The organism is Streptomyces sp. HP-A2021, from assembly GCF_022807935.1.
GTDB lineage: Bacteria > Actinomycetota > Actinomycetes > Streptomycetales > Streptomycetaceae > Streptomyces > Streptomyces afghaniensis.
On sequence record NZ_CP094344.1, the window covers coordinates 1,474,572 to 1,494,944 of the forward strand.

The window sequence follows — 20,373 nt, forward strand, 5'->3', positions numbered from 1 at the left end:
GCGGAGTTATGTTCGACGTGGCCGGGCTTTCGAGCGAGGCCTCCCGACCACGTCCCCGTGGAGCCGCCGTGTGACCGACGACCCCTCGTCCTTCGACTCCCCGTCCTTCGACATCCTGCCCGGCGCCGGGCACTCCCCCGTGATCCTGCATGTCCCGCACTCGGCGCGGGAGATGCCGCCGTCCGTACGGGCGGGCATCGTGCTGGACGACGACGAGCTCGCGCGGGAGCTGGACCACATCACCGACGCGCACACGGCTCAGATCGCCGAGGCGGCGGCCGGGGCGGCCGGCGTCGTCCCGTGGCGGTTCGTCAACCGGCTGTCCCGGCTGGTCGTCGACCCCGAGCGCTTCCCGGACGACCGGGAGGAGATGCGGGCCGTCGGCATGGGCGCGGTCTACACCCGGACCACGCACGGCGCTGTGCTGCGGTCCGGGGACGTCGAGGCCGGGCCGCTCGTGGCGCGGTACTTCCTGCCGTACGCCCGGGCGATGACACAGGCTGTGGCGGACCGGCTGGCCGCGACCGGGCGGGCCGTGATCGTCGACGTGCACTCGTATCCCCGGGCCCGGCTGCCGTACGAGCTGCACGGGGAGGGGCCCCGGCCGCCGGTGTGCCTCGGCACCGACTCCTTCCACACCTCTCCCGGGCTGCTGGACGCCGCGCGGCAGGCCTTCGGGGATGTCGGGGAGACGGAGCTCGACAGCCCCTTCAGGGGGGCCTACGTGCCGCTGGAGTTCTACGGGACCGACCCGCGCGTCGAGGCACTCATGGTGGAGATCCGCCGGGACACCTACATGATCGAGCCGGGCGGTCCCGCCGGTCCCGGTCTGCAGCGGCTCGCCGCCGCGCTGGCCCGCCTGGTCGACGCCGTCTCCGGCTGAGTCGACCAGGCACCGCCCTCCTAGGTCCTAGGCCCGCATCCACTCCGTCACCACCACGTCCCCGCCGGTCCGCAGACGCAGGGCGAACGGGCCCGGTGGCGGGGCGTCGGCGGTGAAGCGGCCCAGGTCGTCGGCCGTGAGCGAGGAGCCGGGGCGTGGTCCCCACAGGACCTCGATCCGGGCGGGCTGCGGCGGCAGCACCTGGCCCATCAGCCCGTGGCCGGTCACCTCGACGTCGACGGTCATCTCGCCCGCGCGGAAGGTCAGCATCCGGGGCACGTCCCCGGCTCCCCGGACCGGGAGGGCGTCGACCAGCGAGTCGAAGGTGAGTTCCGCGACGCGGGCGTCCAGGTCGTGCAGGGCGTAGGCGTCGACGGCGAGCTGCTGGAGTTCCGCCGGCACGGGGTCCAGGACGGCGGCGGCCTGCCGGAGCTCCTCCTCCAGCAGTCCGGCGTCGAACTCCTCGTCGTCCCAGCCGTCCTCGTCGAACACGTCGTCGTTCATGTCATCGCTCATGTCGCTCACATCGCCCCCCGCGCTTCGAGCCGGGCCCGCAGGCGCCGCAGACAGCGCTGGCGCAGCGGCCCGATGCTGCCCACTGCGATTCCGAGCGCGGCGGACACGTCCTGGTAGCTGGGCGGCGGCGTGGCCATCAGTATCCGCAGCAACTGCCGGCACCGCTCGCCCAGTTCCTCGAACTCCTGCCACAACCGCCGTACGCGTTCGCTCTGGGCGGCGGCCTCCTCGGAGTCGAGCAGCGACTGTTCCGGCGTGCCGTCCTCGCTGACCCGGTCCAGGAGCTGCGGATCGTCGGTCAGGGTCAGCCGCTGCGAGCTCCGGATGACCTTCAGGCATTCATGGCGCGCGGTGCTCGCCAGCCACGCGCCGGCCTTGCCGGGTTCCCGGATCCGGCCGAGGTGCTGGGCGAAGCGGAACCAGGCGGTCTGGTACACCTCGTGGGCGTCCGCGTCGGACAGCCGGTGGGCCCGCACCACGGACCACACCAGGGGGCTCAGCCCTTCCACGAGCGCCTTCCAGGCCGCCGCGTCGCCGTCGGCTGCGGCCTGGACGAGCGCGCCGGCATCAGTACGGTCCACGGCAGCCCCACCCCTCGAGTACGGCACGTCATCGTACGCCGCGGAGAGGGCGGTTCCGGCCCTCACAGGCCGGGGGTGAGGCGCACGACCGGGACGGGGCGCCAGGTGGGCGGGCGCAGCGCGGGCACCTGCGCTCCGCGCACCTCCGCGACCCCGGTGGCGGCGGCGAGCAGGTGCCGCCGGGCCGCGCGCGGGTCGGTCTCCTTGTGCGCCGTCATGTGCGCGGCCACCAGGCCCGCGGTCACGGGGGTGGCGAAGGAGGTGCCGCTCCACTGCGCGTACCCCTCGAACATCACCTGGTCGGGCTTGGCGGCGGCGTTCTCGTCGCTCAGCACGCCGGTGTGGCGGGGGTGACGGCAGGTGCAGCCGTAGGTGAAGCCGTAGCGGCAGGCGTCGTACGTGGAGTGCTGGTAGACGTACGGGACGGGCGTCTCGAAGCCGGTGAGGGCGCTGGTGAGGCGCTCGCCGGGGGCGTAGACCTTCACCCATGGGCCGTGGTTGGTGAAGCAGGCGCCGGACTCGCCGTCGCTGCGCAGGGCGCCGACGGACAGCACGGAGTCCTCCCAGCCGGGCAGGTCGGCGTAGGCGGCGGGCCAGAAGGGGGTGGCGCTGCCGTTGTTGCCGGCGGCGGCGACCAGCAGGGTGCGCTGCTCGCGCAGTTCCCGCATGAAGTTCTCCACGCCGAGCAGGCCGTCGGTGCGGCCGTTGGAGGTGCCGGCGGAGAGGCTGAGGACGTCGGGCCAGCCGCCGGCGTCGACGGCCTCGAAGAGCTTCTCGCCGAACTCCGACTCCAGGACGGCGCCCGCGTCGTTGAGGCTGCCGCGCACGGTGATGTCGGTGCTGGGCGCGACGGCGGCGACGAGCCCGGCGATGAACGTGCCGTGACCGACGTACTGCTGGAGGATTCCCTGCTCGTCGCACTCCTGGACCTGGGCGTCGCCGTCGGTGTGGGCGAGGAGCGCGCAGGAGCGGTAGTCGTGTGTGAGGCCGGTGTCGACGACGAGGACGCCGACGGCGCGGTCCGGGTCGTACGCCGTGTCCGCGGCGGCCGGGTTGGGCGGCTCGCTCACCGGGACGGGTACGGGCTCGTCGCCGGGGCAGGCGTTGACCGCGATGTGCACCACGTGGTTGCGGGCGACCATCCGGTGTCCGGCGCGGGCCTCGCGCTCGTGTACGGCCCGCAGCGCCTGCGCGACGGCCCGGTCGGTTCCCCGGCTGCCCTCGCCGGGGTCGCCGACCCGGATCCGGGTGACGCCGCTGCGGTTGGCCTGCGGGCCGGCCCGGCGGACCTGGCCCTGGTCGAGGTCGGGTGCCGCCGTGAAGTGCGCCCGTACGGTGTCCTCGACGATCCGGGCCTCCTCGCCGTCGCGGACGAGGACGACGCCCTTCTCGTACATGAACTCGGCCGAGTCGTCCGGTCCCGTCGCCAGGGGGACGTCCGGCATCGAGCGCTGGATCTGGTCGAACTGCTCGTGGAATCGCTGAGGTGCCATGCGGGTCCTCCCACTGGGCGACGGCGTCGGTCGGTGCGGCGAACGGTCGTCGGTGCTCGTCGACAAGAGCCGGCGGGCGGCTTTTTGATACAGCGCCAAACCTGTGTGGTGCGGTTGGGGGGCCACTACCATCCGAGGAGTGACAGCGGGAAGCGACTCGGTGCTGGAACTGCTGCCGATGGTGTTCGCCGACCCGGGCGAGGCTCTCACGAGGGCCCGGGCGCTGCTCGACGCCGATCCCTCCCCGCTGCACGCGTCCGTCGCCCACCAGGTGATCGGCATCTGGCAGCGGGACTTCGGTGATCTGCGGCTCGCGCTGAGCCATCTGCGGCGGGCCCGGGAGTTCGCGGCGCGGGCGGAATCGGCCGACCGGGAGGCGGACGTGCTGGCCACCCTGGGGGTGGCGCTGGTGCACGCGGGCCGTACCCGGGACGGCCTGGCGGCGTTCGAGCGGGGGGTCGCGCGGGGCGGCGGGCACACGCGGGCGCGGGTGCTGTACCGGCGGGCGTACGTGTGGTGGGTGCTCGGTCACCATCGCGAGGCGCTGGAGGACGTACGCCGGGCGGTACCCGTGCTGCGGCAGGCGGAGGACGTGATCTGGACGGCGCGGGCGCTGACCCTGCGGGCGACCGTGCATCTGGCGCTGGGCGCGGTGGAGCGGGCCGAGGCGGACTTCACCGCGGCCGAGGCGCTGTGGGACACCACGGGCCAGGAGCACGACAAGGCCGACGCGGTGGAGAGCCGGGGGCTCGCCGCGTTCCGGTCCGGTGACGTACCGGCGGCGCTGCGGCTGCTCGACGAGGCGGAGGAGCGGTACGCCCGGCTGGGCACGCCGACGTTCATGCTGAACATCCGGCGCTGCGAGGTGCTGATGGCGGCCGGGCTGGCGCCCGAGGCGCTGGCCGAGGCGGACGCGGCGATCGGGAAACTGGACGGGATCGGCGGGCAGTCCACCCGCAAGGCGGAGCTGCTGCTGGCCGCCGCGCGGGCCGCCCGGCTGGCCGGGGACCCGCACACCGCGATCGCCCGTGCCGCCCTCGCGGTACGGCTGTTCGCCGGGCAGCGGCGCACCTGGTGGGAGACCCACGCCCGGTTGGTGCTGATCGAGGCACGGCACGCCGCAGGACGCAGTTCGGGGCGGCTGGTCGCCGACGCGGCCGCGGTTGCGGAGAAGCTGGCCGCCTTCGGCGCGCCGGCCGCGCCGGAGGCGTCGCTGCTGGCGGGCCGGATCGCGCTGGGCCTGGGCTGGACGGCGGACGCGGAGCGGCACTTGGCCGTCGCCGCCCGCAGCAGACAGGGTGGCCCGCCGCTGGCGCGGATGACGGGCTGGGCGGCGCAGGCGCTGCGGGCCCGGGCCGCCGGGTCCACCCGGGGCGTCCTGGAGGCGTGCCGGCGCGGCCTGGACGTGCTCGACGACCACCGGATGACGCTGGGCGCCTCGGAGCTGCGGGCCCGCGCCACCGAACAGGGCGCGGAACTGGCCGCGTTGGCTGGGCGGGCCAGTCTGGTCTCCGGCGGGCCGCGGCGGCTGCTGGTGTGGAGCGAGCGCTGGCGGGCCACCGTGCTGTCCACCCCGCCGACCCGGCCGCCCGCCGACCCGGAACTGCTCAGCGGCATGACCGCTTTCCGCGAGATCGCCTCCCGCGCGGACGCCGCCCGGATGGAGGGCCGGCCGGTTCCGGCACTGGAGCGTGAACAGCGGCGCCTGGAGCGGCAGATCCGCTCCCGGACCCTGCACATGCGCGGCGAGGCGCCCGGGGGCGGCGACCGTTTCGACGTCGGCCGGCTGCTGGAGCGGCTGGGCGACGAGGTACGGCTGGTGGAACTCGCCGTGCTGGACGGGCGGGTGCAGGTGCTGCTGTGCGGGCAGGGGCGGGTGCGCAGGTTCGAGGCCGGGCTGCTGGCCGACGCGGAGACCGAGGCCGAGCACGTGCAGGCGGGGCTGCGGCGGCTGGCGCACCCCGGGGCCGAGGGGCGGCTTGCGGTGGTGGAGGCCGCGGGGCGGCGGCTGGAGGAGCTGTTGCTCGGACCGGCCGCGGCGCATCTGGGCGGCGGTCCCGTGGTGATCGTGCCGCCGGGGCGGCTGCACCGGGTGCCGTGGGCGCTGTTGCCGTCGCTGCGGGAACGGGTGCTCAGTGTGTCGCCGTCGGCGGGCAGTTGGCTGCGCGCCCGGGAGACGGCGCCGCCGCCGGACGGCCGCCATGTACTGGTACGCGGCCCGGGCCTGGCCACGGGCGGCGCCGAGGTGCCCGAACTGGCCGGCCGGTACGCCTGCGCGACGGTCCTGGAGGAGGACGAGGCGCGGGTGCCGCGCGTGCTGGAGGAGCTGGACGGGGCCGCGCTGGCGCACATCGCCGCGCACGGCACGTTCCGCGCGGACAGCCCGCTGTTCTCCTCACTGCGGATGGCCGACGGCCCGATCGTCGTGCACGACTTCGAGCGTCTGGCCCGCAGCCCCTACCGGATCATCCTGTCCTGCTGCGACACCGCTCTCCTCGCCTCCGTCGGCGCCGACGAACTGCTCGGCCTGGTCACCGCGCTGCTGCCGCTCGGCACGGCCGGGGTGGTGGCGTGCAGCGCGCCCGTCAACGACGCCGCGGTGGTGCCGCTGATGCTCGCGCTGCACAAGGGTCTCGGGGCCGGCCTGTCCCTGGCGGAGGCGCTGCGCGACGCCCGGGCCGCCCTGCCGGGCGACGCGCTGCACCAGGCCACGGGGTGGGCGTTCTCGGCGTTCGGGGCGGCCTGACCCGTCCCCTGTTCGGGTCAGACCGCCGGTCTGGGGGTGGCGCTCAGGCCGGCTGCGCGTGAGGGACTTCCGTCAGCCAGGGCAACGCGCCGCGGTCGCTCGCGCCGAGCCGGGCGTAGGCGCTGTACAGGTGGTTGCCGACGGTCCGGATGGACAGGGTGAGGCGTTCGGCGATCTGCCGGTTGCTCAGGCCGGCCGCCGCGAGCGTGACGATCTGCCGTTGCCGGGCGGTGAGTTCGCCGAGGACCAGCCCGGACAGGGCCGGTGTGCGGGCGCCCTGGCAGCGCCGGGCCAGGGCGACGGCCCGGGTGCGGGAGTGCCGGGCGGCGCTCGGATCGCGGTGGGCGCGCGCGGCCTGGGCGTGCGCCTCCGCGGCGAACAGCGCGAAGCCGCGCCGCTCCAGCTCCTCGGCCACCTCGTCCAGCGCCGGGCCGTCGGCCCGGGTGAGCGCGTCGGCGTGCCGGGCGAACACACCGGTCAGCCGGTCGATGACCTTCTCGGGGGCGCCGAGCCGGACGGCGTCGTAGGGGTGGGCGAGGGCGTCGAGGTCCAGGTCCCCGCCGCTGTCCACCGGTGCGCAGGCGCAGGCGAGTTCCGCCCGGCACGAAGCATCCCCGGGATCGCCCCGCAGGCCCTCCCTCGCCCAGGCAGCCGCCTCCCTCAGCTCCCCCCGCAGCCGGGCGAACCGGGCACGTACGGCGGCGTACCGGCCGGGCAGCGGGCCGCCCTCGGCGACCAGCCACTCCCCCACCGGCGTGGGCATCGCCCGTACGTCGTCCTGGTCGATCCGGCGGGCCAGTGCGGCCGACTCGGCGTCGAGGGCGGCGGCGTACGCGTCCGGCGTCCGGGACAGCCGGCGCGCCCGCAGCCGGCCCGCCGCAGCTCTGAGCACCGGGCCGTGGAGGGGGTGGGCCAGACGGACACGGCCCAGGTCGTCGATCTCGATCAGGCCGTCGGACTCCAGGACTTCGAGAGCTTGGAGGTCGAGGTCGTCCAGTGTCGGCGACAGGGGTTCGGCGAAGGCGAGGCGGTCGAGGGTCTCCCGTTCGAGCGGGCAGGTGCGGCCGAGGACAGGGGCGATGCGTTCGCGGACGGCCGTGGTCAGCGGCACCGGGCCCCGCCACGCCCGTTCGCCGGTGTCCGGGACGACGGTGAGCCGTCCCCGCACCGCTCCCAGCAGGGCGCGCAGCAGCCGCAGGTCGCCCCGGCACAGGCGCCGCAACCGGTTGACGGTGAGCGGTTCGAGAGGGCCGGCCCCGGCGGTGAGCAGCTGCGCGATCTCCGCGCCGGGCAAGGGCTCCAGGGTGAGCCGCGGCAGGAGTTCCCCCGTCCACAGCCGGGAGATCGCGCCCGGCACCGGGGTGCCGTCCGTGGCGACCACCAGCAGGCGGGTCCGGCCGTGCACGGCGAGCTGGTGGACGAGGGCGGCCGAGGCGTCGTCGAGCAGCTGGGCGTCGTCCACGACCAACGTCCGTACGCCCGACAGGAGCTGGACCGCGCGGTGCAGGGTGACCGACTCGGGCAGCAGATGGGCGAACGGGGCGAAGGGGATGGCCCGGCTCTCGGGCGTACCGGCCGCCCGGGCGCAGTCGGTGCCGCGCAGCGCCTCCGTGACGAGGCGGGTCTTGCCGCAGCCCGCCGGGCCCGTCACCACGATGCCGCGGCGCGCGCCGGTCAGGGACCGGCGGACCAGCTCCAGTTCGTCCTCCCGCCCGGCGAACGGCCAGGGCAGCTCCAGCGTCGTCGCGTCCCTCTCGTAAGTCGTCACACAGACATGAGCGCGGCTACTCACTTCTGATACAGGGCGACTTGAGTAGCCCCCGACTCAGGCGCCCGGGGCCGGCCGCGGGGCAGGCTGTGGCCATGACCGCACGCTACTGCTCGCTGGCACAGGCGCCGGCGCCCGCCTTCGCACCGGGGCTGGCGGCCGAGCGGCTGAGCGCGCTCGCGAGCGGGCGGCGGATGTGGGTCAACGGCACGGTCCTGCACTACTGCTTCTTCGACCGTGACACCGACGCGTCCGTCATCCCCGTGCCGGGGACGGGGATGACGCGACGCGTGCCGTGGGCCGGCGGCAAGGAGCAGCGGGACGTGGTGCGCGAGTGCTTCGCGGAGTGGCAGGACCTCGGCATCGGGATCACCTTCGCCGAGGTCGACGACCGCTCGGAGGCAGAACTGCGCATCGGGTTCCAGCTCGGCGCCGGCTCCTGGTCGGCGGTGGGCCGGGACGCGCTGCAGGCCGGCCGGCACGAGCGCACCATGAACTTCGGCTGGGACCTGACCGCGCCCGGGGAGCGCGGGACGGCCCTGCACGAGATCGGGCACGCGCTCGGCATGCTGCACGAGCACCAGAGCCCGTTCGCCGGCATCCACTGGGACGACGAGGCCGTGTACGCCGAACTGGCGGGCCCGCCCAACCACTGGAGCCGGGAGACGACGCACCACAACATCCTGCGCAAGCTCGACCCCGACGAGGTCAACGGCTGCGTCTGGGACCCGCAGTCGATCATGGAGTATCCGTTCTCGTCGGGGCTGGTCCTGGAGCCGGAGCAGTACCGCGCGGGTCTCAACCCGCCCGGCGCCCTGTCCGCCGCCGACAAGGAGTTCGTGCTCCGCTGGTATCCGCCGGCGGATCGGCCGGGTCCGCCCGCGCTGGTGCCGTTCCGCTCGGCACCGCTCGGTCTCGGGCCGGGCGAGCAGGCCGACTTCGTCGTCGATCCGCCGGACACCCGCACGTACACGCTGGGCACCTTCGGCGACAGCGACGCCGTCGTCGTGGTCTTCGAGGAGCGGGACGGGGAACCCCGCTACCTCGCCGGGCAGGACGACGGGGGAACTCCGCACAACGCCACGATCAGCGCCCGGCTCGTCAAGGGCCGCCGCTACTTCGTCCGCGTACGCCTGTACTCCGCCTGGGGTTCCGGCGAGACGGCGGTGATGTGCTGGTGACGGCACGGAACCGCCGCGCGGACATCTGAGCCACAGTCCGGCGCCGGGGGAGCGGTCGAGGACGTCGCCTCATCGGGGGGTGGGTGACGTCCTCGACCACGCCATGCGTTCCGAACCGCCGCGTTCCGCCCTCCGGCGCGTGCGCCGCCGTCCGCTCGTTCACGCCGACGTCCGGCCGGGGCGGGGCGCACGGGCGACGGACGTGATGCCGTCGGGAGCCTCGCCGGGAGCGGCGGGACGGACACGGGGCGCAACCCGCCGTGGCGCCGAGGAACTCGCCCGGGCGCGCGCCCAGTTCGCCCGCTCGCGCGCGGGCGCCCGTGCCCGGGTGGAGTGGGTGCGCAGGAACGGCCGAGAGGCCGTACCGGAAAGCTCCCGGTACGGCCTCTCGTCTGCTGCCTCACACGTCGGGACGACAGGATTTGAACCTGCGACCCCTTGACCCCCAGTCAAGTGCGCTACCAAGCTGCGCCACGTCCCGATGCGGCTCGCGCGGTTGAACCGCGTGATCGCGCAGGTCAACCCTACCGCATCCACACCCCGGGCCCGCGTGGGCGTCGGACGGGGTGTGGCCGGTGGACTGCGGCGGGAGGGTCGCGTACGCATCGAGGAGTTTCTCGCCGGACTCCAGGGCGGCCTCGTCGCGTCCCCCGTGCCGGCGGCCGAGATGTGCCCCGGTCAAGCCCGCGAGCCCCGCTGTCGACACGGCGACGGCGAGGACGGCCCACCAGGGCAGTTCCGCCTTGGTCGCGTGCCCGGCACAGGATGCGACGGCGAGGAGCCCCGTGACGGCACCTCCGGTCGTTTCGGCTCGCCGGACACGCCGGACCTGCGCCTCATCCACCCGTTGCTCCCCCTTCGCCCTAGGATGCCCACGAGCCTCAACTCATGTGCATATGCCGCAAACAATACGCTAAGTCGACGGGTGCACCTGACCAGGGCATAGAGGTCGAGACGGACACTACGGTCGGACCCGGTGGGGGCCTCTAGGACGGCCGGCCCGTCGTCCCCCGGATCTCCAGCGTCGGCGCCGCCAGGTGGATCCGCCCCTCTCCCCCGGGCCGCTCGAAGCGGTCGAGGAGGAAGCGGGCGGCACGGCGGCCGACCTCGTGACCGGCGTTGTCGACGGTCGTGAGCCACAGGTGGCGCAGCCGGGAGATGCTCGTGTTGTCGTAGCCGACGACGGACACGTCGTGCGGGACGCGCAGGCCCAGTTCCTCCGCCGCCGAGAGGGCGCCGACACAGGTGATGTCGTTGACGGCGAAGACGGCGGTGGGGCGGTCGGGCCGGCTGAGGAGGCGGACGGTGGCGCGGTAGCCGCCCTCCTCGGTCATGTCGCCGGTCTCGACGACGGCCCGGTCGGCCAGGCCGTGCGCCCGCATCGTCGCCTCGAAGCTGCGGCGGCGCAGTTCGCCGACGGCTCCGTAGCCCGCGAGGTGCGCGATGCGGCGGTGGCCGAGACCGATGAGGTGTTCGGTGACCAGCCGGGCGCCCTGCTCGTCGTCGCCGGCGACCTGGTCCACCCCGGCCGGCACGGGTTCGCGGGCGCCCGCCAGGACGACCGGCATCCGCTCGGCGACCGCGCCGAGAGCCGCCGGGTCGGGCAGGGTGCCGACCACCACCAGGCCGTCGACGCGCAGGTCCAGGAGCGGGTCGGCCGGGTCCTGGCCGATGCGGCGGTTGAGGCGGGCGTCGGCGAGCAGCATCTGCAGGCCGCCTGCGTGCAGGAGGGAGTTCAGGCCGTCGAGGAGGTCGACGAACCAGGGGTTGCGCAGGTCGTTCAGGAGGACGCCGACCGTACGGGTGCGCTGCTCGCTGAGGCTGCGCGCGGCGGCGTTGGGCCGGTAGCCGAGCTCCTGGGCGGCGCGGAGCACGGCCTCCCGATTCTCGGGGCGCACCTGGTCGGAACCGCGCAGCACCAGGGAGACCAGCGACTTGGAGACGCCGGCCCGTTCGGCAACGTCGCGGATCGTCGGCGGTCTCATGAGATGGACCGTTCCATGCGGGTCATCGCCTTGTCAAAGGGTTGACAGCGAGGCAAAACCGCGCCCAGGGTGGGCTGGCAAGGTTCTGGAACGGTCCAAAGAGGGGCTCTCATGGTGGACACGCTCGGCGTCGCCGTCGTCGGTTTCGGCTGGATGGGGCGGGTGCACACCCAGGCGTACGCGCGCGTGCGGCACCACTATCCGCAGCTGCCCCTCGTTCCGGAGCTGGTCACGGTCGCCGAGGAGGTGCCGGGCCGGGCGGCGGAGGCCGCCGCGCAGTTCGGGTTCGCCTCGACCACGCGTGACTGGCGCGAGGTGGTCGCCGACCCCCGGGTGAAGGCGGTCAGCATCACCGCGCCGAACTTCCTGCACCGCGAGATCGGCGTCGCCATGGCGGAGGCGGGCAAGCACATCTGGATCGAGAAGCCGGTCGGTCTCACCGCCGAGGACGCCCGTGCGGTGGCGGACGCGGTGGCCGAGGCGGGCGTGCAGGGCGCCGTCGGATTCAACTACCGCAACGCGCCCGCCGTCGAGGCGGCCCGCGAGCTGATCGCCTCGGGGGAGATCGGCACGGTGACGCATGTCCGTATCCGGCTGTTCAGCGACTACGCGGCCCACCCCGAGGGCGCGCTGACGTGGCGGTACGAGCGGGAGCGGGGCGGCAGCGGCGTGCTGGGCGACCTCGCCTCGCACGGCGCGGACCTGGCCCGTCACCTGCTGGGCGACATCACGTCCCTGACGGCCGACACGGCGATCTTCCTGCCGGAGCGGGCCCGTCCCACCGGGGCGACGGCGGGCCACAGCCGCGCCTCGGGCGGCGAACTCGGCCCGGTCGAGAACGAGGACTACGTCAACTGCCTGCTGCGCTTCGCCTCCGGGGCGCGCGGTGTGCTGGAGGCCTGCCGGGTCTCGGTCGGCGAGCAGAACAACTACGGCTTCGAGGTGCACGGCACCAAGGGCGCGGTGTTCTGGGACTTCCGCCGCATGAACGAGCTGGGGATCAGCCGCGGGACGACGTACCAGGACCAGGCCGTGACGACGGTGTACGTCGGCCCGGGCCACGGCGAGTTCGCCGCGTTCCAGCCCGGCGCGGCGAACGCCATGGGGTACGACGATCTGAAGGTCATCGAGGCGTACCGCTTCCTCCGGTCGGTCGCCGAGGGCACCCCGCACGGGGCGACCCTCGCGGACGCCGTGCACAGTGCGGCTGCGCTGGACGCGATGGCGCGGTCGGCGTCGAGCGGTGCCTGGGCGGACGTGGCCGCGGGGACGTGAGGTTCAGCCGGCCTTCTGGGCGGGCTCGGGGGCCTGACGTTCAGCCGGCCTTCTGGAGGCGGCGGCCCAGAACGAACCTCACCGGGGCGAGGACCAGCCACAGCCACATGGCGTGGGCCCCGGCCACCAGGGCCAGCGGGACGGTCGACGCGAACACCACCACCAGCGTGGCGCTCTCCAGGAGGTAAGGCGTGCTGCCGGTGTCGGAGGGGGTGCCGTCGCGCAGCCACGGGCGCTTGGCCAGGACGGCGGCCAATGCCAGATGGCAGGCGCCGAGCGCGGCGACCGCCGCCGCGTAGACGGCGACCGACACGGGCACGTCGCCGTACTCCGCCAGCAGCCGGGTCGGGAAGGGCACCAGGGCCGCGACGCCCAGGCCGGTGAGGGACAGGATGATCACGTGCCCGTCGACCTCCCGTACGTCACGGAAGATCCTGCGGTGGTCGCGCCAGAAACTGCCGAGCACCGCGACGCTGAGCGCGTAGGCCCCGAGGTCCGGCAGCAACTGGTGCAGGGCTTCCCGATACCTGTCCGCGTCCAGGTCTCGCGGGACGTAGAGGTCAAGGACCAGCAGCGTGATGGCGATGGCGAACACGCCGTCGGCGAGCGTCAGCAACCGGTCCGGCCCGCCGTCCGGGCGCGATGTCCACATGAGGTCGACGGTAGGGGCCGTGGCGCACCCCGCTCCGGATACACGCCGGGTCACGCCCGCGACACCGCCCCGGGCTCACACGGCCGTCGCCTGTGGGGGCATGTTGTACGGCGTCACCACCTGGATCGCCGACGGCAGCGACGGCCCGGCCGGCGGCAGCGCGCCGTGGGCCCGCATGACCGTGTGGCAGGCCTCGCGCACGTCCTGGCGCAGGTCGTGGTGGAGCACGGCGGACAGGCGGTGCGCGCGCAGCAGCCGGGTGTTGTCGTGGTCCAGGTCGTGCGCGATGAACACGGCGCACTCGCGGCCGAGGTCGTCGAAGGCCTGCAGCGTGGCGATGTTGCCGCCGCCGATCGAGTACACCGCGCGGATGTCCGGGTCCCGTTCCAGCGCGGCCCGGACGAGGTCGTACTGGGTGGCGTCAAGACCCTGCCCCTCGGCGATCTCGACCAGCGCGCGCTCGGGGTGCCGGGCCCGCATGACGCTGCGGAAGCCCATCTCGCGCTCCTCCTCGTTGCGGAAGAAACCGCTGCTGAGGCTGGTCAGGATGTTGCCCGGGCGCTCTCCCAGCCACTGGCCCGTCAGATAGGCGGCCGTCGCGCCCGCCGCCCGGTCGTCGATGCCGACGTAGGCGCGGCGGGCACTGGCGGGCAGGTCGGTCACCAGGGTCACGACGGGGATGCCGGCGGTTTCGAGGCGTCCGACGGCGGCGGTGACCTCGGGGACGTCCGGGGCCTTGAGGATCACGCCCTGCGAGCCGCGCCGGGCTATCCGGTCCAGGATCCGCACCAGTTCCCCGACCGGGCCGGTCTCGCGGAAGTGGAAGCGGGAGCGCAGCACCGCCGGGTGCAGGGAGGGCAGCTCGGCCTCCAGGGCGGCGCGGATCGCGGTGGTGAAGCGCTCGGGCGCCTGCATCACGATGTCGACCATGAACGTCCGGCCCACCAGCCGGACCTGGGTGCGCTGGCGGTCCAGGTCGGCGATGGCCTGGCGCACCTCCCGGGCCGTGCTCTCCCGCACGCCTCCCCTGCCGTTCAGGACCCGGTCGACGGTCGCCTCGCTCAGGCCGGCCTGACGTGCGATCTCCCGGATCGGGAAGGGGTGGCCCATGCGCCGGCTCCTTGAGGGGTTTTTGATGGCTCGCTGCTGGTTGTTCGAGGGGTTTGTACTGACAAGAATGACAGGGCTGCGTCGCTCCGTGACCCCGAAGGGACGACGATGTCCTTCACTTCCGTACACCGCCGCGCCTGGCTGTCCGAGCAGGACTGCGACCTCGACGCGTTCCGCGCGCTGGTCGAGCAGGCGACCGACCCCGTCGACTATCCGCACGCCTCGGCCGTGGAGCGGAACGTGCCGGTCTACGACACCGGCCTGCTCGAAGGCGACCGCGTCGTCCAGGCCGAGCTGGTGCGCGCGCTCGCCGACGGGCCCGGCATCGTCGTCTTCCGGGGCGCCTTTCCCGACCCGGAGGTCGTGGACCGGGCCACCGCCGTGTTCGAGGCCCTGATCGCCGAGCAGCGCGCCTCGGGCGCCACGGCCGGTGACCACTTCGCGAAGCCGGGCGCCAACGACCGGGTGTGGAACGCGCTGGAGAAGGCCGCCCTGTACGACGCGGAGGCGTTCGCCGACTACTACGCCAACGACGTCCTCGCCCTCGTGGCGACGGCCTGGCTGGGTCCCGGCTACCAGGTCACCTCGCAGCTCAACGTGGTCAATCCGGGCGGCGCCGCCCAGACCGCGCACCGCGACTACCATCTGGGCTTCCTGTCCGACGAGGTCGCCGCCGCCTACCCCGGGCACGTGCACCGCCTCTCCCCCGTGCTGACCCTCCAGGGCGCGGTCGCGCACTGCGACATGCCGGTGGAGTCCGGGCCGACGATGTACCTGCCGCACTCGCAGAAGTACGAGCCGGGCTATCTCGCCTGGCGGCGCCCGGAGTTCCGGGCGTACTTCGAGGCGCACCAGGTGCAGCTGCCCCTCGCGAAGGGCGACGCGGTCTTCTTCAACCCGGCCCTCTTCCACGCCGCCGGCACCAACCGCTCGGCGGACATCCGGCGCATGGCCAACCTGCTGCAGGTGTCGTCCGCGTTCGGGCGGGCGATGGAGACGGTGGACCGGGAGGCCGTGGCGAACGCCGTGTACCCCGTGCTGCTGAAGCGGAAGGCCGAGGGCGCGAGCGACGCGTGGCTGGGCAACGTCATCGCGGCGAGCGCCGAGGGCTACCCCTTCCCGACCAACCTCGACAGCGACCCGCCGGTCGACGGCCTCGCCCCGGCCTCGCAGGCGGACCTCGTACGGCGGGCCCTGTACGAGGGGTGGCCGCCGGAGGCGCTCCGGGCGGAGCTGCGGGCCGGTACCGCCCGGCGAGAGAGCTGAGGAACCTCGTGGGACTTCTCGACGACAAGATCGTCCTGGTCAACGGCGGCACTCAGGGTGTCGGCGCCGCCATCGCGCGGGCCGCGGTCCGCGCGGGGGCGGTCGTGGCCGTCACCGGGCGGCGTCCCGAGCCCGGTGAGGCCCTGGTGGCGGAGCTGACCGCCGCGGGCGGCAAGGCCCTGTACGTGCGGGCCGACCTCTCGGACGCGGAGCAGGCGAAGGCTTCCGTGGCCCGGGTCGTGGAGGCGTACGGCCGTGTCGACTGCCTCGTGAACTCGGCCGGGCTGACCTCACGGGGGACGCTGCTGGACACCACGCCCGAGTTGTTCGACCAGCACATCGCGATCAACCTCAAGGGGCCGTTCTTCGCGATGCAGGCGGCGGTCGCGGACATGGTGGCGCGCGAGGCGCCCGGCACGGTGGTCAACATCATCACGTCCTCGGCGCACGGAGGTCAGCCCTTTCTCGCGCCGTACGTCGCCGCGAAGGCCGGCCTGATCGGGCTGACCCGGAACGCCGCGCACGCGCACCGGTGGGACCGGGTGCGGATCAACGGGCTGAACATCGGCTGGACGGCGACGGAAGGGGAGGACGCGACGCAGCGCGTGTTCCACGGGGCCGGGGACGACTGGCGTGAGGTCGCCGCTGCCCGGTTGCCGATGGGCAAGTTGGGCCAGCCGGATGAGATCGCCGAGTTTGTTGTGTTCCTGCTGTCGGAGCGGTCCGGGGTGGTCACCGGGTCGGTGATCGACTGGGATCAGAACGTGCTCGGAGGACTCGACTGAGGATGTGCCGCGCTTTGTCGTTGGTCGTGTGCGGCGCCGTTGTGGCTGGTCGCGCAGTTCCCCGCGCCCCCGAAAGAGGGCGTAGCACCACCCCCTGTTGACAAATAGGAGCAATACCCATGCGTATCGGAATTCTCGGGCTCGGCCGTATCGGGGCCTTTCACGCTGAGACCCTCTCCGGGCTCGACGTCGTCGAGTCCCTCGTCGTCACCGATCCGTTCGCGGACGCCGCCAAGGCCGCCGCCGAGCGGTTCGGTGCCGAGGTCGTGGACTCGCCGGAGGCCCTGCTGGCCGCCGGCGTGGACGGCATCGTCGTCGCCGCCGCGACCGACGCCCACCCCGCGCTGATCCTGGCCGGGGTCGAGGCCGGCATCCCGGTCTTCTGCGAGAAGCCCGTCGCCAAGACCATGAGCGAGGGCGTCGAGGTGCTGAAGGCCGTCCAGGGCAAGGACGTGCCGATCCAGATCGGCTACAACCGCCGCTTCGACACCGGTTTCGTCAACGCCCGCGCCGCCGTGCAGAGCGGCGAGCTCGGCACGCTGCACACGGTCCGCTCGACCACGCTCGACCCGGCGCCGCCGCCCGCCGCGTACATCGCCGCCTCCGGCGGCATCTTCCGCGACTGTTCGGTGCACGACTTCGACATCATCCGCTGGGTGACGGGCCGCGAGGTGACCGAGGTGTACGCCGTGGGCGGCAACCGCGGGGCCGACTTCATCAAGGAGGCCGGTGACGCCGACACCACCGGCGCGATCCTCACCCTGGACGACGGCACCATCGCGGTGGTCTCCAACTCCCGCCACAACGCCCGTGGTTACGACGTCCGCATGGAGATCCACGGCTTCACGGACTCCATCGCCGTCGGCCTGGAGGACAAGCTGCCGCTGCGCTCGGTCGAGCCGGGCGTGACCTTCCCGGCGGGCACCCCGCACGACTTCTTCATGGACCGCTTCACCGAGGCCTACCGCGCCGAACTGACCGCGTTCACCGAGGTCGTCGCCGGCACCCGCCCCTCCCCCTGCACGATCGAGGACGCCCTGGAGGCGGGCTGGATCGCCGACGCGTGCACACTGTCGCTGCACGAGCACCGTCCCGTCACGATCGAGGAGGTACGGCAGGCATGAGCGACCAGGGCCGGGAACCCCTGCGCATAGGCGTACTGGGAGCCGCACGGATCACCGAACGCTCCCTGATCGACCCGGCCCGGGCGACCGGCCACCGGCTCGTCGCGGTGGCCGCACGCGACCGCTCCCGCGCCGAGGCGTTCGCCGAGGAGCACGGCGTGGAGCGGGTGGCGGGTTCGTACGCCGAGCTGGTGGCCGATCCCGAGGTCGACGTCGTCTACAACCCGCTCGCCAACGGCCTGCACGGCCCGTGGAACCTGGCCGCCCTCGCGGCGGGCAAGCACGTGCTGTCGGAGAAGCCGTCGGCGAGCAACGAGCGCGAGGCGGCGGAGGTGCGGGATGCCGCCGCCAAGGCCGGGACGGTCTTCATGGAGGCCTTCCACTATCTCTTCCACCCGGTAACCCGCCGCCTGCACGAGCTGCTGGACTCCGGTGAGCTCGGGGAACTGCGGCACGTGGAGGCGATGGTCGCCATCGCCGCCCCGCCGGACACCGACCCTCGCTGGTCGCTGCCGCTGGCCGGCGGTGCCCTGATGGACCTGGGCTGCTACAGCCTGCACGCGCTGCGCGTGCTCGCCCCCTGGGCGGGCGGGGCGCCGCGCCTGGCCGGGGCCCGGGGCGGGGAGCGGGCCGGTGCCCCGGGGGTCGACGAGTGGCTGGACGCCGACCTGGAGTTCCCCGGCGGCGCCACCGGCTCGGCCCGCTGCCACATGGCGTACGACGGGCTGGACATGAGCGTCCGGATCGTCGGCTCCCGGGGCGAGGCGACGGCCCCGAACTTCGTGCTGCCCCACCTGGACGACCGGATCGTGGTGCGCACCCCGGAGGGCGAACGCACGGAGCGCCTCGGGACGCGCTCGTCGTACACGTATCAGCTGGAAGCGTTCGCCGCCCGGGTGCGAGACGGTGCGGCGCTGCCCCTGGACGCGGACGACGCGGTGACGACGATGGCGCTCATCGACGACTGTTACCGGGCGGCCGGGTTCGAGCCCCGGCCCCGTACCGGGATCTGAGAACACGCCGAGCGGGCCGGGGGGTGCGCCCCCGGCCCGCTCGGCCTGTTCACGCGTACAGCGCGGGCTTCTCGACCAGTTCGACCTCGACCCGGCCGCCGTCCTCCAGCGCCCGTACCCCCGCCTCGCACACCGCGGCGGCGGCGTAACCGTCCCAGACGCTCGGGCCGGTGACCTCGCCGCGGCGGGTGGCGTCGACCCAGGCCTGGAGCTCCCGGTCGTAGGCCGTCTCGAAGCGTTCCGTCCAGTCCTGGGCGATGGTGCCGCCCCAGCGGCCGGCCATGTTGGTGATCAGGGCATGGCCATCGCCGATGCGGGCGGTGCCGCGTTCGCAGACCACCTCGGCCTGGACCTGGTAGCCGAAGCCGCAGTTGACGAAGATCTCCACGTCGGAGAGGGCGCCGCCGTCGGTCTCGAAGACGACGAACTGCGGATCGCGCAGCCCGTCGGGGGCGTTGGCCGACGGCGCCGGGCGCAGCACCGTGACCGCCGTGATCTCGTGGTTCAGCAGCCAGCGGGTGGCGTCCGCCTCGTGGGCGACCGAGTCGCTGATGAGCATGGAGCTGGTGAAGAAGGGCGGGCTGGCGACGTTGCGGTGCCGGTTGTGCAGCATCAGCGGACGACCGAGCTGACCCGTCGTCAGCAAAGCCTTCAGCTTTGCGTACTCGGGGTCGTAGCGGCGCATGAAGCCGACCTGGACACGGCGGTGGCCGAGGCGCAGTTCGGCTTCGAGGACGCGCAGGGCGGAGGCCGCGTCGGGGGTGAGCGGCTTCTCGCACAGGACGGGCAGATCGCGCTCGAAGGCAGCGAGCAGCGTGGCCTCGTGGGCCGGGCTCGGGGAGGCGATCAGGACGGCGTCGACGTCGTCCGCCGCCATGGCGGCGGCCGGGTCGGTGTGGGCGCCGCAGCCGCCGACGCGGGCGGCGACGGCCTTCGCGCGCTCCGCGTCTACGTCGGCGACGGCGACCACCCGTGCTCCGCTGATGACTTCGTGGATGCGGCGCACATGGTCCGCGCCCATCCTTCCGGTACCGATGACCGCGACTCCCAGGGTGGCGCGCTCAGTCATGGGCCGTCCGTCCTTTCGGGTCGTCAGGCGCCGCAGGACCTCAGGAACTTGCGGGTGCGCACCGCGATCGGCAGCGGCTTGTCCGGCTCGCAGGGGTACATGTCCTGCTCGACGATGGCGAACAGGTCCACGCCCAGCTTCTGGGCGGCCGTGAGCACCGGACCGAGCTCGGGCACACCGGCGGGCGGTTCGCACATGACTCCGCGCGCCACGGCGGGGCCGAACGGCATCTCGTTCTCGACCACGTCGGCGAGGATGTCCGGGTCGACCTGCTTGAGGTGCAGATAGCCGATGCGCTCGCCGTACGTCTCGATCAGTTTGACGCTGTCGCCGCCGCAGTAGGCGTAGTGCCCGGTGTCCAGGCAGAGGTTGACCGCGTCGGAGTCGGTGGAGTCGAGGAACTGCTCGACGTGCTCCTCGGTGTCGATGTGGGTGTCGGCGTGCGGGTGGACGACGATGTCCAGGCCGTACCTGTCCTTCACCTCACGGCCGAGGCGCTCCATGCCCGTGGTGAGGTTGCGCCACTGCTCGGTGGTGAGCTCCGGGGGCTCCAGGATCTCGGCGGTCTTGTCGTCACGCCAGAAGGACGGGATGACGACCAGGTGCTTCGCGTCCATGGCCTGGGTGAGGGCGGCGACCCGGCTGACCTGTTCCCAGGTGGAGTCCCACTCGGACGGGCCGCGGTGCAGGCCGCAGAAGATCGTGCCGGCGGAGACCTGCAGGTTCCGCTTGGTCACCTCGTCGGTGAGCCGGGCCGGGTCGGTCGGCAGGTAGCCGTACGGGCCGAGTTCGATCCACGAGTAGCCGGCCTCGGCGACCTCGTCGAGGAAGCGTTCCCAGGGCACCTGCTGGGGGTCGTCGGGGAACCAGACGCCCCAGGAGTCGGGGGCGGAGCCGACCCGGATGCGGTCGAGCGCGAGGGCCAT

At 73.5% G+C, this 20,373-nt stretch carries 17 protein-coding genes and 1 tRNA gene; 8 read left to right on the plus strand and 10 right to left on the minus strand.

Annotated features, from left to right (window positions below):
- Positions 1-70: 70 nt before the first annotated feature.
- Complete coding sequence (locus tag MQE23_RS06665) at positions 71-883, plus strand: N-formylglutamate amidohydrolase (RefSeq protein WP_243378545.1); 813 nt, start codon at positions 71-73, stop codon at positions 881-883.
- A gap of 27 nt (positions 884-910) precedes the next feature.
- Here the strand turns inward: MQE23_RS06665 and MQE23_RS06670 are convergent, their stop codons facing one another.
- The 3 genes from MQE23_RS06670 to MQE23_RS06680 form a co-directional block, all read right to left on the minus strand.
- Complete coding sequence (locus MQE23_RS06670; RefSeq protein WP_243378546.1) at positions 911-1,399, minus strand: hypothetical protein; 489 nt, start codon at positions 1,397-1,399, stop codon at positions 911-913.
- Between the two features lie 5 nt (positions 1,400-1,404).
- Complete coding sequence (locus MQE23_RS06675) at positions 1,405-1,980, minus strand: sigma-70 family RNA polymerase sigma factor (protein WP_243378547.1); 576 nt, start codon at positions 1,978-1,980, stop codon at positions 1,405-1,407.
- A gap of 62 nt (positions 1,981-2,042) precedes the next feature.
- Entirely contained in the window at positions 2,043-3,473 is a 1,431-nt protein-coding gene (locus MQE23_RS06680; protein WP_243378548.1) for a S8/S53 family peptidase, read from the minus strand.
- A gap of 178 nt (positions 3,474-3,651) precedes the next feature.
- Here MQE23_RS06680 and MQE23_RS06685 point away from each other — a divergent pair, with 178 nt between their 5' ends.
- On the plus strand, positions 3,652-6,219 hold the full coding sequence (locus MQE23_RS06685; protein WP_243382526.1) for a CHAT domain-containing protein: 2,568 nt from the start codon (positions 3,652-3,654) through the stop codon (positions 6,217-6,219).
- A 43-nt stretch (positions 6,220-6,262) separates the two neighbouring features.
- Here MQE23_RS06685 and MQE23_RS06690 read toward each other — a convergent pair whose 3' ends face one another.
- The gene (locus MQE23_RS06690) at positions 6,263-7,987 is read right to left on the minus strand and encodes a LuxR family transcriptional regulator (protein WP_243378549.1); all 1,725 of its coding nucleotides are present in this window, start codon (positions 7,985-7,987) and stop codon (positions 6,263-6,265) included.
- A 95-nt stretch (positions 7,988-8,082) separates the two neighbouring features.
- On the opposite strand from MQE23_RS06690, the gene MQE23_RS06695 reads away from it, so the two are divergent.
- Positions 8,083-9,168 carry a M12 family metallopeptidase gene (locus MQE23_RS06695; protein ID WP_243378550.1) on the plus strand — a complete coding sequence of 362 codons (1,086 nt, stop codon included), beginning with the start codon at positions 8,083-8,085 and terminating at the stop codon, positions 9,166-9,168.
- Between the two features lie 407 nt (positions 9,169-9,575).
- Here MQE23_RS06695 and MQE23_RS06700 read toward each other — a convergent pair.
- A tRNA-Pro gene (locus MQE23_RS06700) sits at positions 9,576-9,649 on the minus strand.
- Between the two features lie 505 nt (positions 9,650-10,154).
- Entirely contained in the window at positions 10,155-11,153 is a 999-nt protein-coding gene (locus MQE23_RS06705) for a LacI family DNA-binding transcriptional regulator (protein WP_243378551.1), read from the minus strand.
- A gap of 111 nt (positions 11,154-11,264) precedes the next feature.
- Here MQE23_RS06705 and MQE23_RS06710 point away from each other — a divergent pair, with 111 nt between their 5' ends.
- Positions 11,265-12,428 (plus strand): Gfo/Idh/MocA family oxidoreductase, encoded by a 1,164-nt coding sequence (locus tag MQE23_RS06710; RefSeq protein ID WP_243378552.1) that lies wholly within the window; start codon positions 11,265-11,267, stop codon positions 12,426-12,428.
- 40 nt (positions 12,429-12,468) lie between these two features.
- Here the strand turns inward: MQE23_RS06710 and MQE23_RS06715 are convergent, their stop codons facing one another.
- Both MQE23_RS06715 and MQE23_RS06720 read right to left on the minus strand, forming a co-directional pair.
- Positions 12,469-13,080, minus strand: a complete 612-nt coding sequence (locus tag MQE23_RS06715; protein WP_020271616.1) for a TMEM175 family protein — start codon at positions 13,078-13,080, stop codon at positions 12,469-12,471.
- A gap of 75 nt (positions 13,081-13,155) precedes the next feature.
- On the minus strand, positions 13,156-14,190 hold the full coding sequence (locus MQE23_RS06720) for a LacI family DNA-binding transcriptional regulator (RefSeq protein WP_020271617.1): 1,035 nt from the start codon (positions 14,188-14,190) through the stop codon (positions 13,156-13,158).
- A gap of 108 nt (positions 14,191-14,298) precedes the next feature.
- Between MQE23_RS06720 and MQE23_RS06725 the strand changes: the two genes are divergently transcribed.
- The 4 genes from MQE23_RS06725 (at position 14,299) to MQE23_RS06740 (ending at position 18,378) form a co-directional block, all read left to right on the plus strand.
- Entirely contained in the window at positions 14,299-15,456 is a 1,158-nt protein-coding gene (locus MQE23_RS06725; RefSeq protein WP_020271618.1) for a phytanoyl-CoA dioxygenase family protein, read from the plus strand.
- 8 nt (positions 15,457-15,464) lie between these two features.
- Positions 15,465-16,241 carry an SDR family oxidoreductase gene (locus tag MQE23_RS06730; RefSeq protein WP_020271619.1) on the plus strand — a complete coding sequence of 259 codons (777 nt, stop codon included), beginning with the start codon at positions 15,465-15,467 and terminating at the stop codon, positions 16,239-16,241.
- 119 nt (positions 16,242-16,360) lie between these two features.
- On the plus strand, positions 16,361-17,365 hold the full coding sequence (locus MQE23_RS06735; RefSeq protein WP_020271620.1) for a Gfo/Idh/MocA family oxidoreductase: 1,005 nt from the start codon (positions 16,361-16,363) through the stop codon (positions 17,363-17,365).
- The gene (locus MQE23_RS06740) at positions 17,362-18,378 is read left to right on the plus strand and encodes a Gfo/Idh/MocA family oxidoreductase (RefSeq protein WP_243378553.1); all 1,017 of its coding nucleotides are present in this window, start codon (positions 17,362-17,364) and stop codon (positions 18,376-18,378) included. Before MQE23_RS06735 ends, MQE23_RS06740 begins: the two co-directional genes overlap by 4 nt.
- A 49-nt stretch (positions 18,379-18,427) precedes the next feature.
- On the opposite strand, the gene MQE23_RS06745 is transcribed toward MQE23_RS06740, so the two are convergent.
- Together MQE23_RS06745 and MQE23_RS06750 are read right to left on the minus strand one after the other, a co-directional pair.
- Complete coding sequence (locus MQE23_RS06745) at positions 18,428-19,447, minus strand: Gfo/Idh/MocA family oxidoreductase (RefSeq protein WP_243378554.1); 1,020 nt, start codon at positions 19,445-19,447, stop codon at positions 18,428-18,430.
- 23 nt (positions 19,448-19,470) lie between these two features.
- Positions 19,471-20,373, minus strand: coding sequence for a sugar phosphate isomerase/epimerase (locus MQE23_RS06750; protein WP_020271622.1), 903 nt, complete (start codon positions 20,371-20,373; stop codon positions 19,471-19,473).

Coding starts and splice junctions, on each gene's coding strand:
- MQE23_RS06670 (WP_243378546.1), bottom strand. CDS start 1,399: ATGAGCGATGACATGAACGACGACGTGTTCGACGAGGACGGCTGGGAC.
- MQE23_RS06680 (WP_243378548.1), bottom strand. CDS start 3,473: ATGGCACCTCAGCGATTCCACGAGCAGTTCGACCAGATCCAGCGCTCG.
- MQE23_RS06685 (WP_243382526.1), top strand. CDS start 3,652: ATGGTGTTCGCCGACCCGGGCGAGGCTCTCACGAGGGCCCGGGCGCTG.
- MQE23_RS06695 (WP_243378550.1), top strand. CDS start 8,083: ATGACCGCACGCTACTGCTCGCTGGCACAGGCGCCGGCGCCCGCCTTC.
- MQE23_RS06705 (WP_243378551.1), bottom strand. CDS start 11,153: ATGAGACCGCCGACGATCCGCGACGTTGCCGAACGGGCCGGCGTCTCC.
- MQE23_RS06710 (WP_243378552.1), top strand. CDS start 11,265: ATGGTGGACACGCTCGGCGTCGCCGTCGTCGGTTTCGGCTGGATGGGG.
- MQE23_RS06715 (WP_020271616.1), bottom strand. CDS start 13,080: ATGTGGACATCGCGCCCGGACGGCGGGCCGGACCGGTTGCTGACGCTC.
- MQE23_RS06720 (WP_020271617.1), bottom strand. CDS start 14,190: ATGGGCCACCCCTTCCCGATCCGGGAGATCGCACGTCAGGCCGGCCTG.
- MQE23_RS06725 (WP_020271618.1), top strand. CDS start 14,299: ATGTCCTTCACTTCCGTACACCGCCGCGCCTGGCTGTCCGAGCAGGAC.
- MQE23_RS06735 (WP_020271620.1), top strand. CDS start 16,361: ATGCGTATCGGAATTCTCGGGCTCGGCCGTATCGGGGCCTTTCACGCT.
- MQE23_RS06740 (WP_243378553.1), top strand. CDS start 17,362: ATGAGCGACCAGGGCCGGGAACCCCTGCGCATAGGCGTACTGGGAGCC.
- MQE23_RS06745 (WP_243378554.1), bottom strand. CDS start 19,447: ATGACTGAGCGCGCCACCCTGGGAGTCGCGGTCATCGGTACCGGAAGG.
- MQE23_RS06750 (WP_020271622.1), bottom strand. CDS start 20,373: ATGGCCCTCGCGCTCGACCGCATCCGGGTCGGCTCCGCCCCCGACTCC.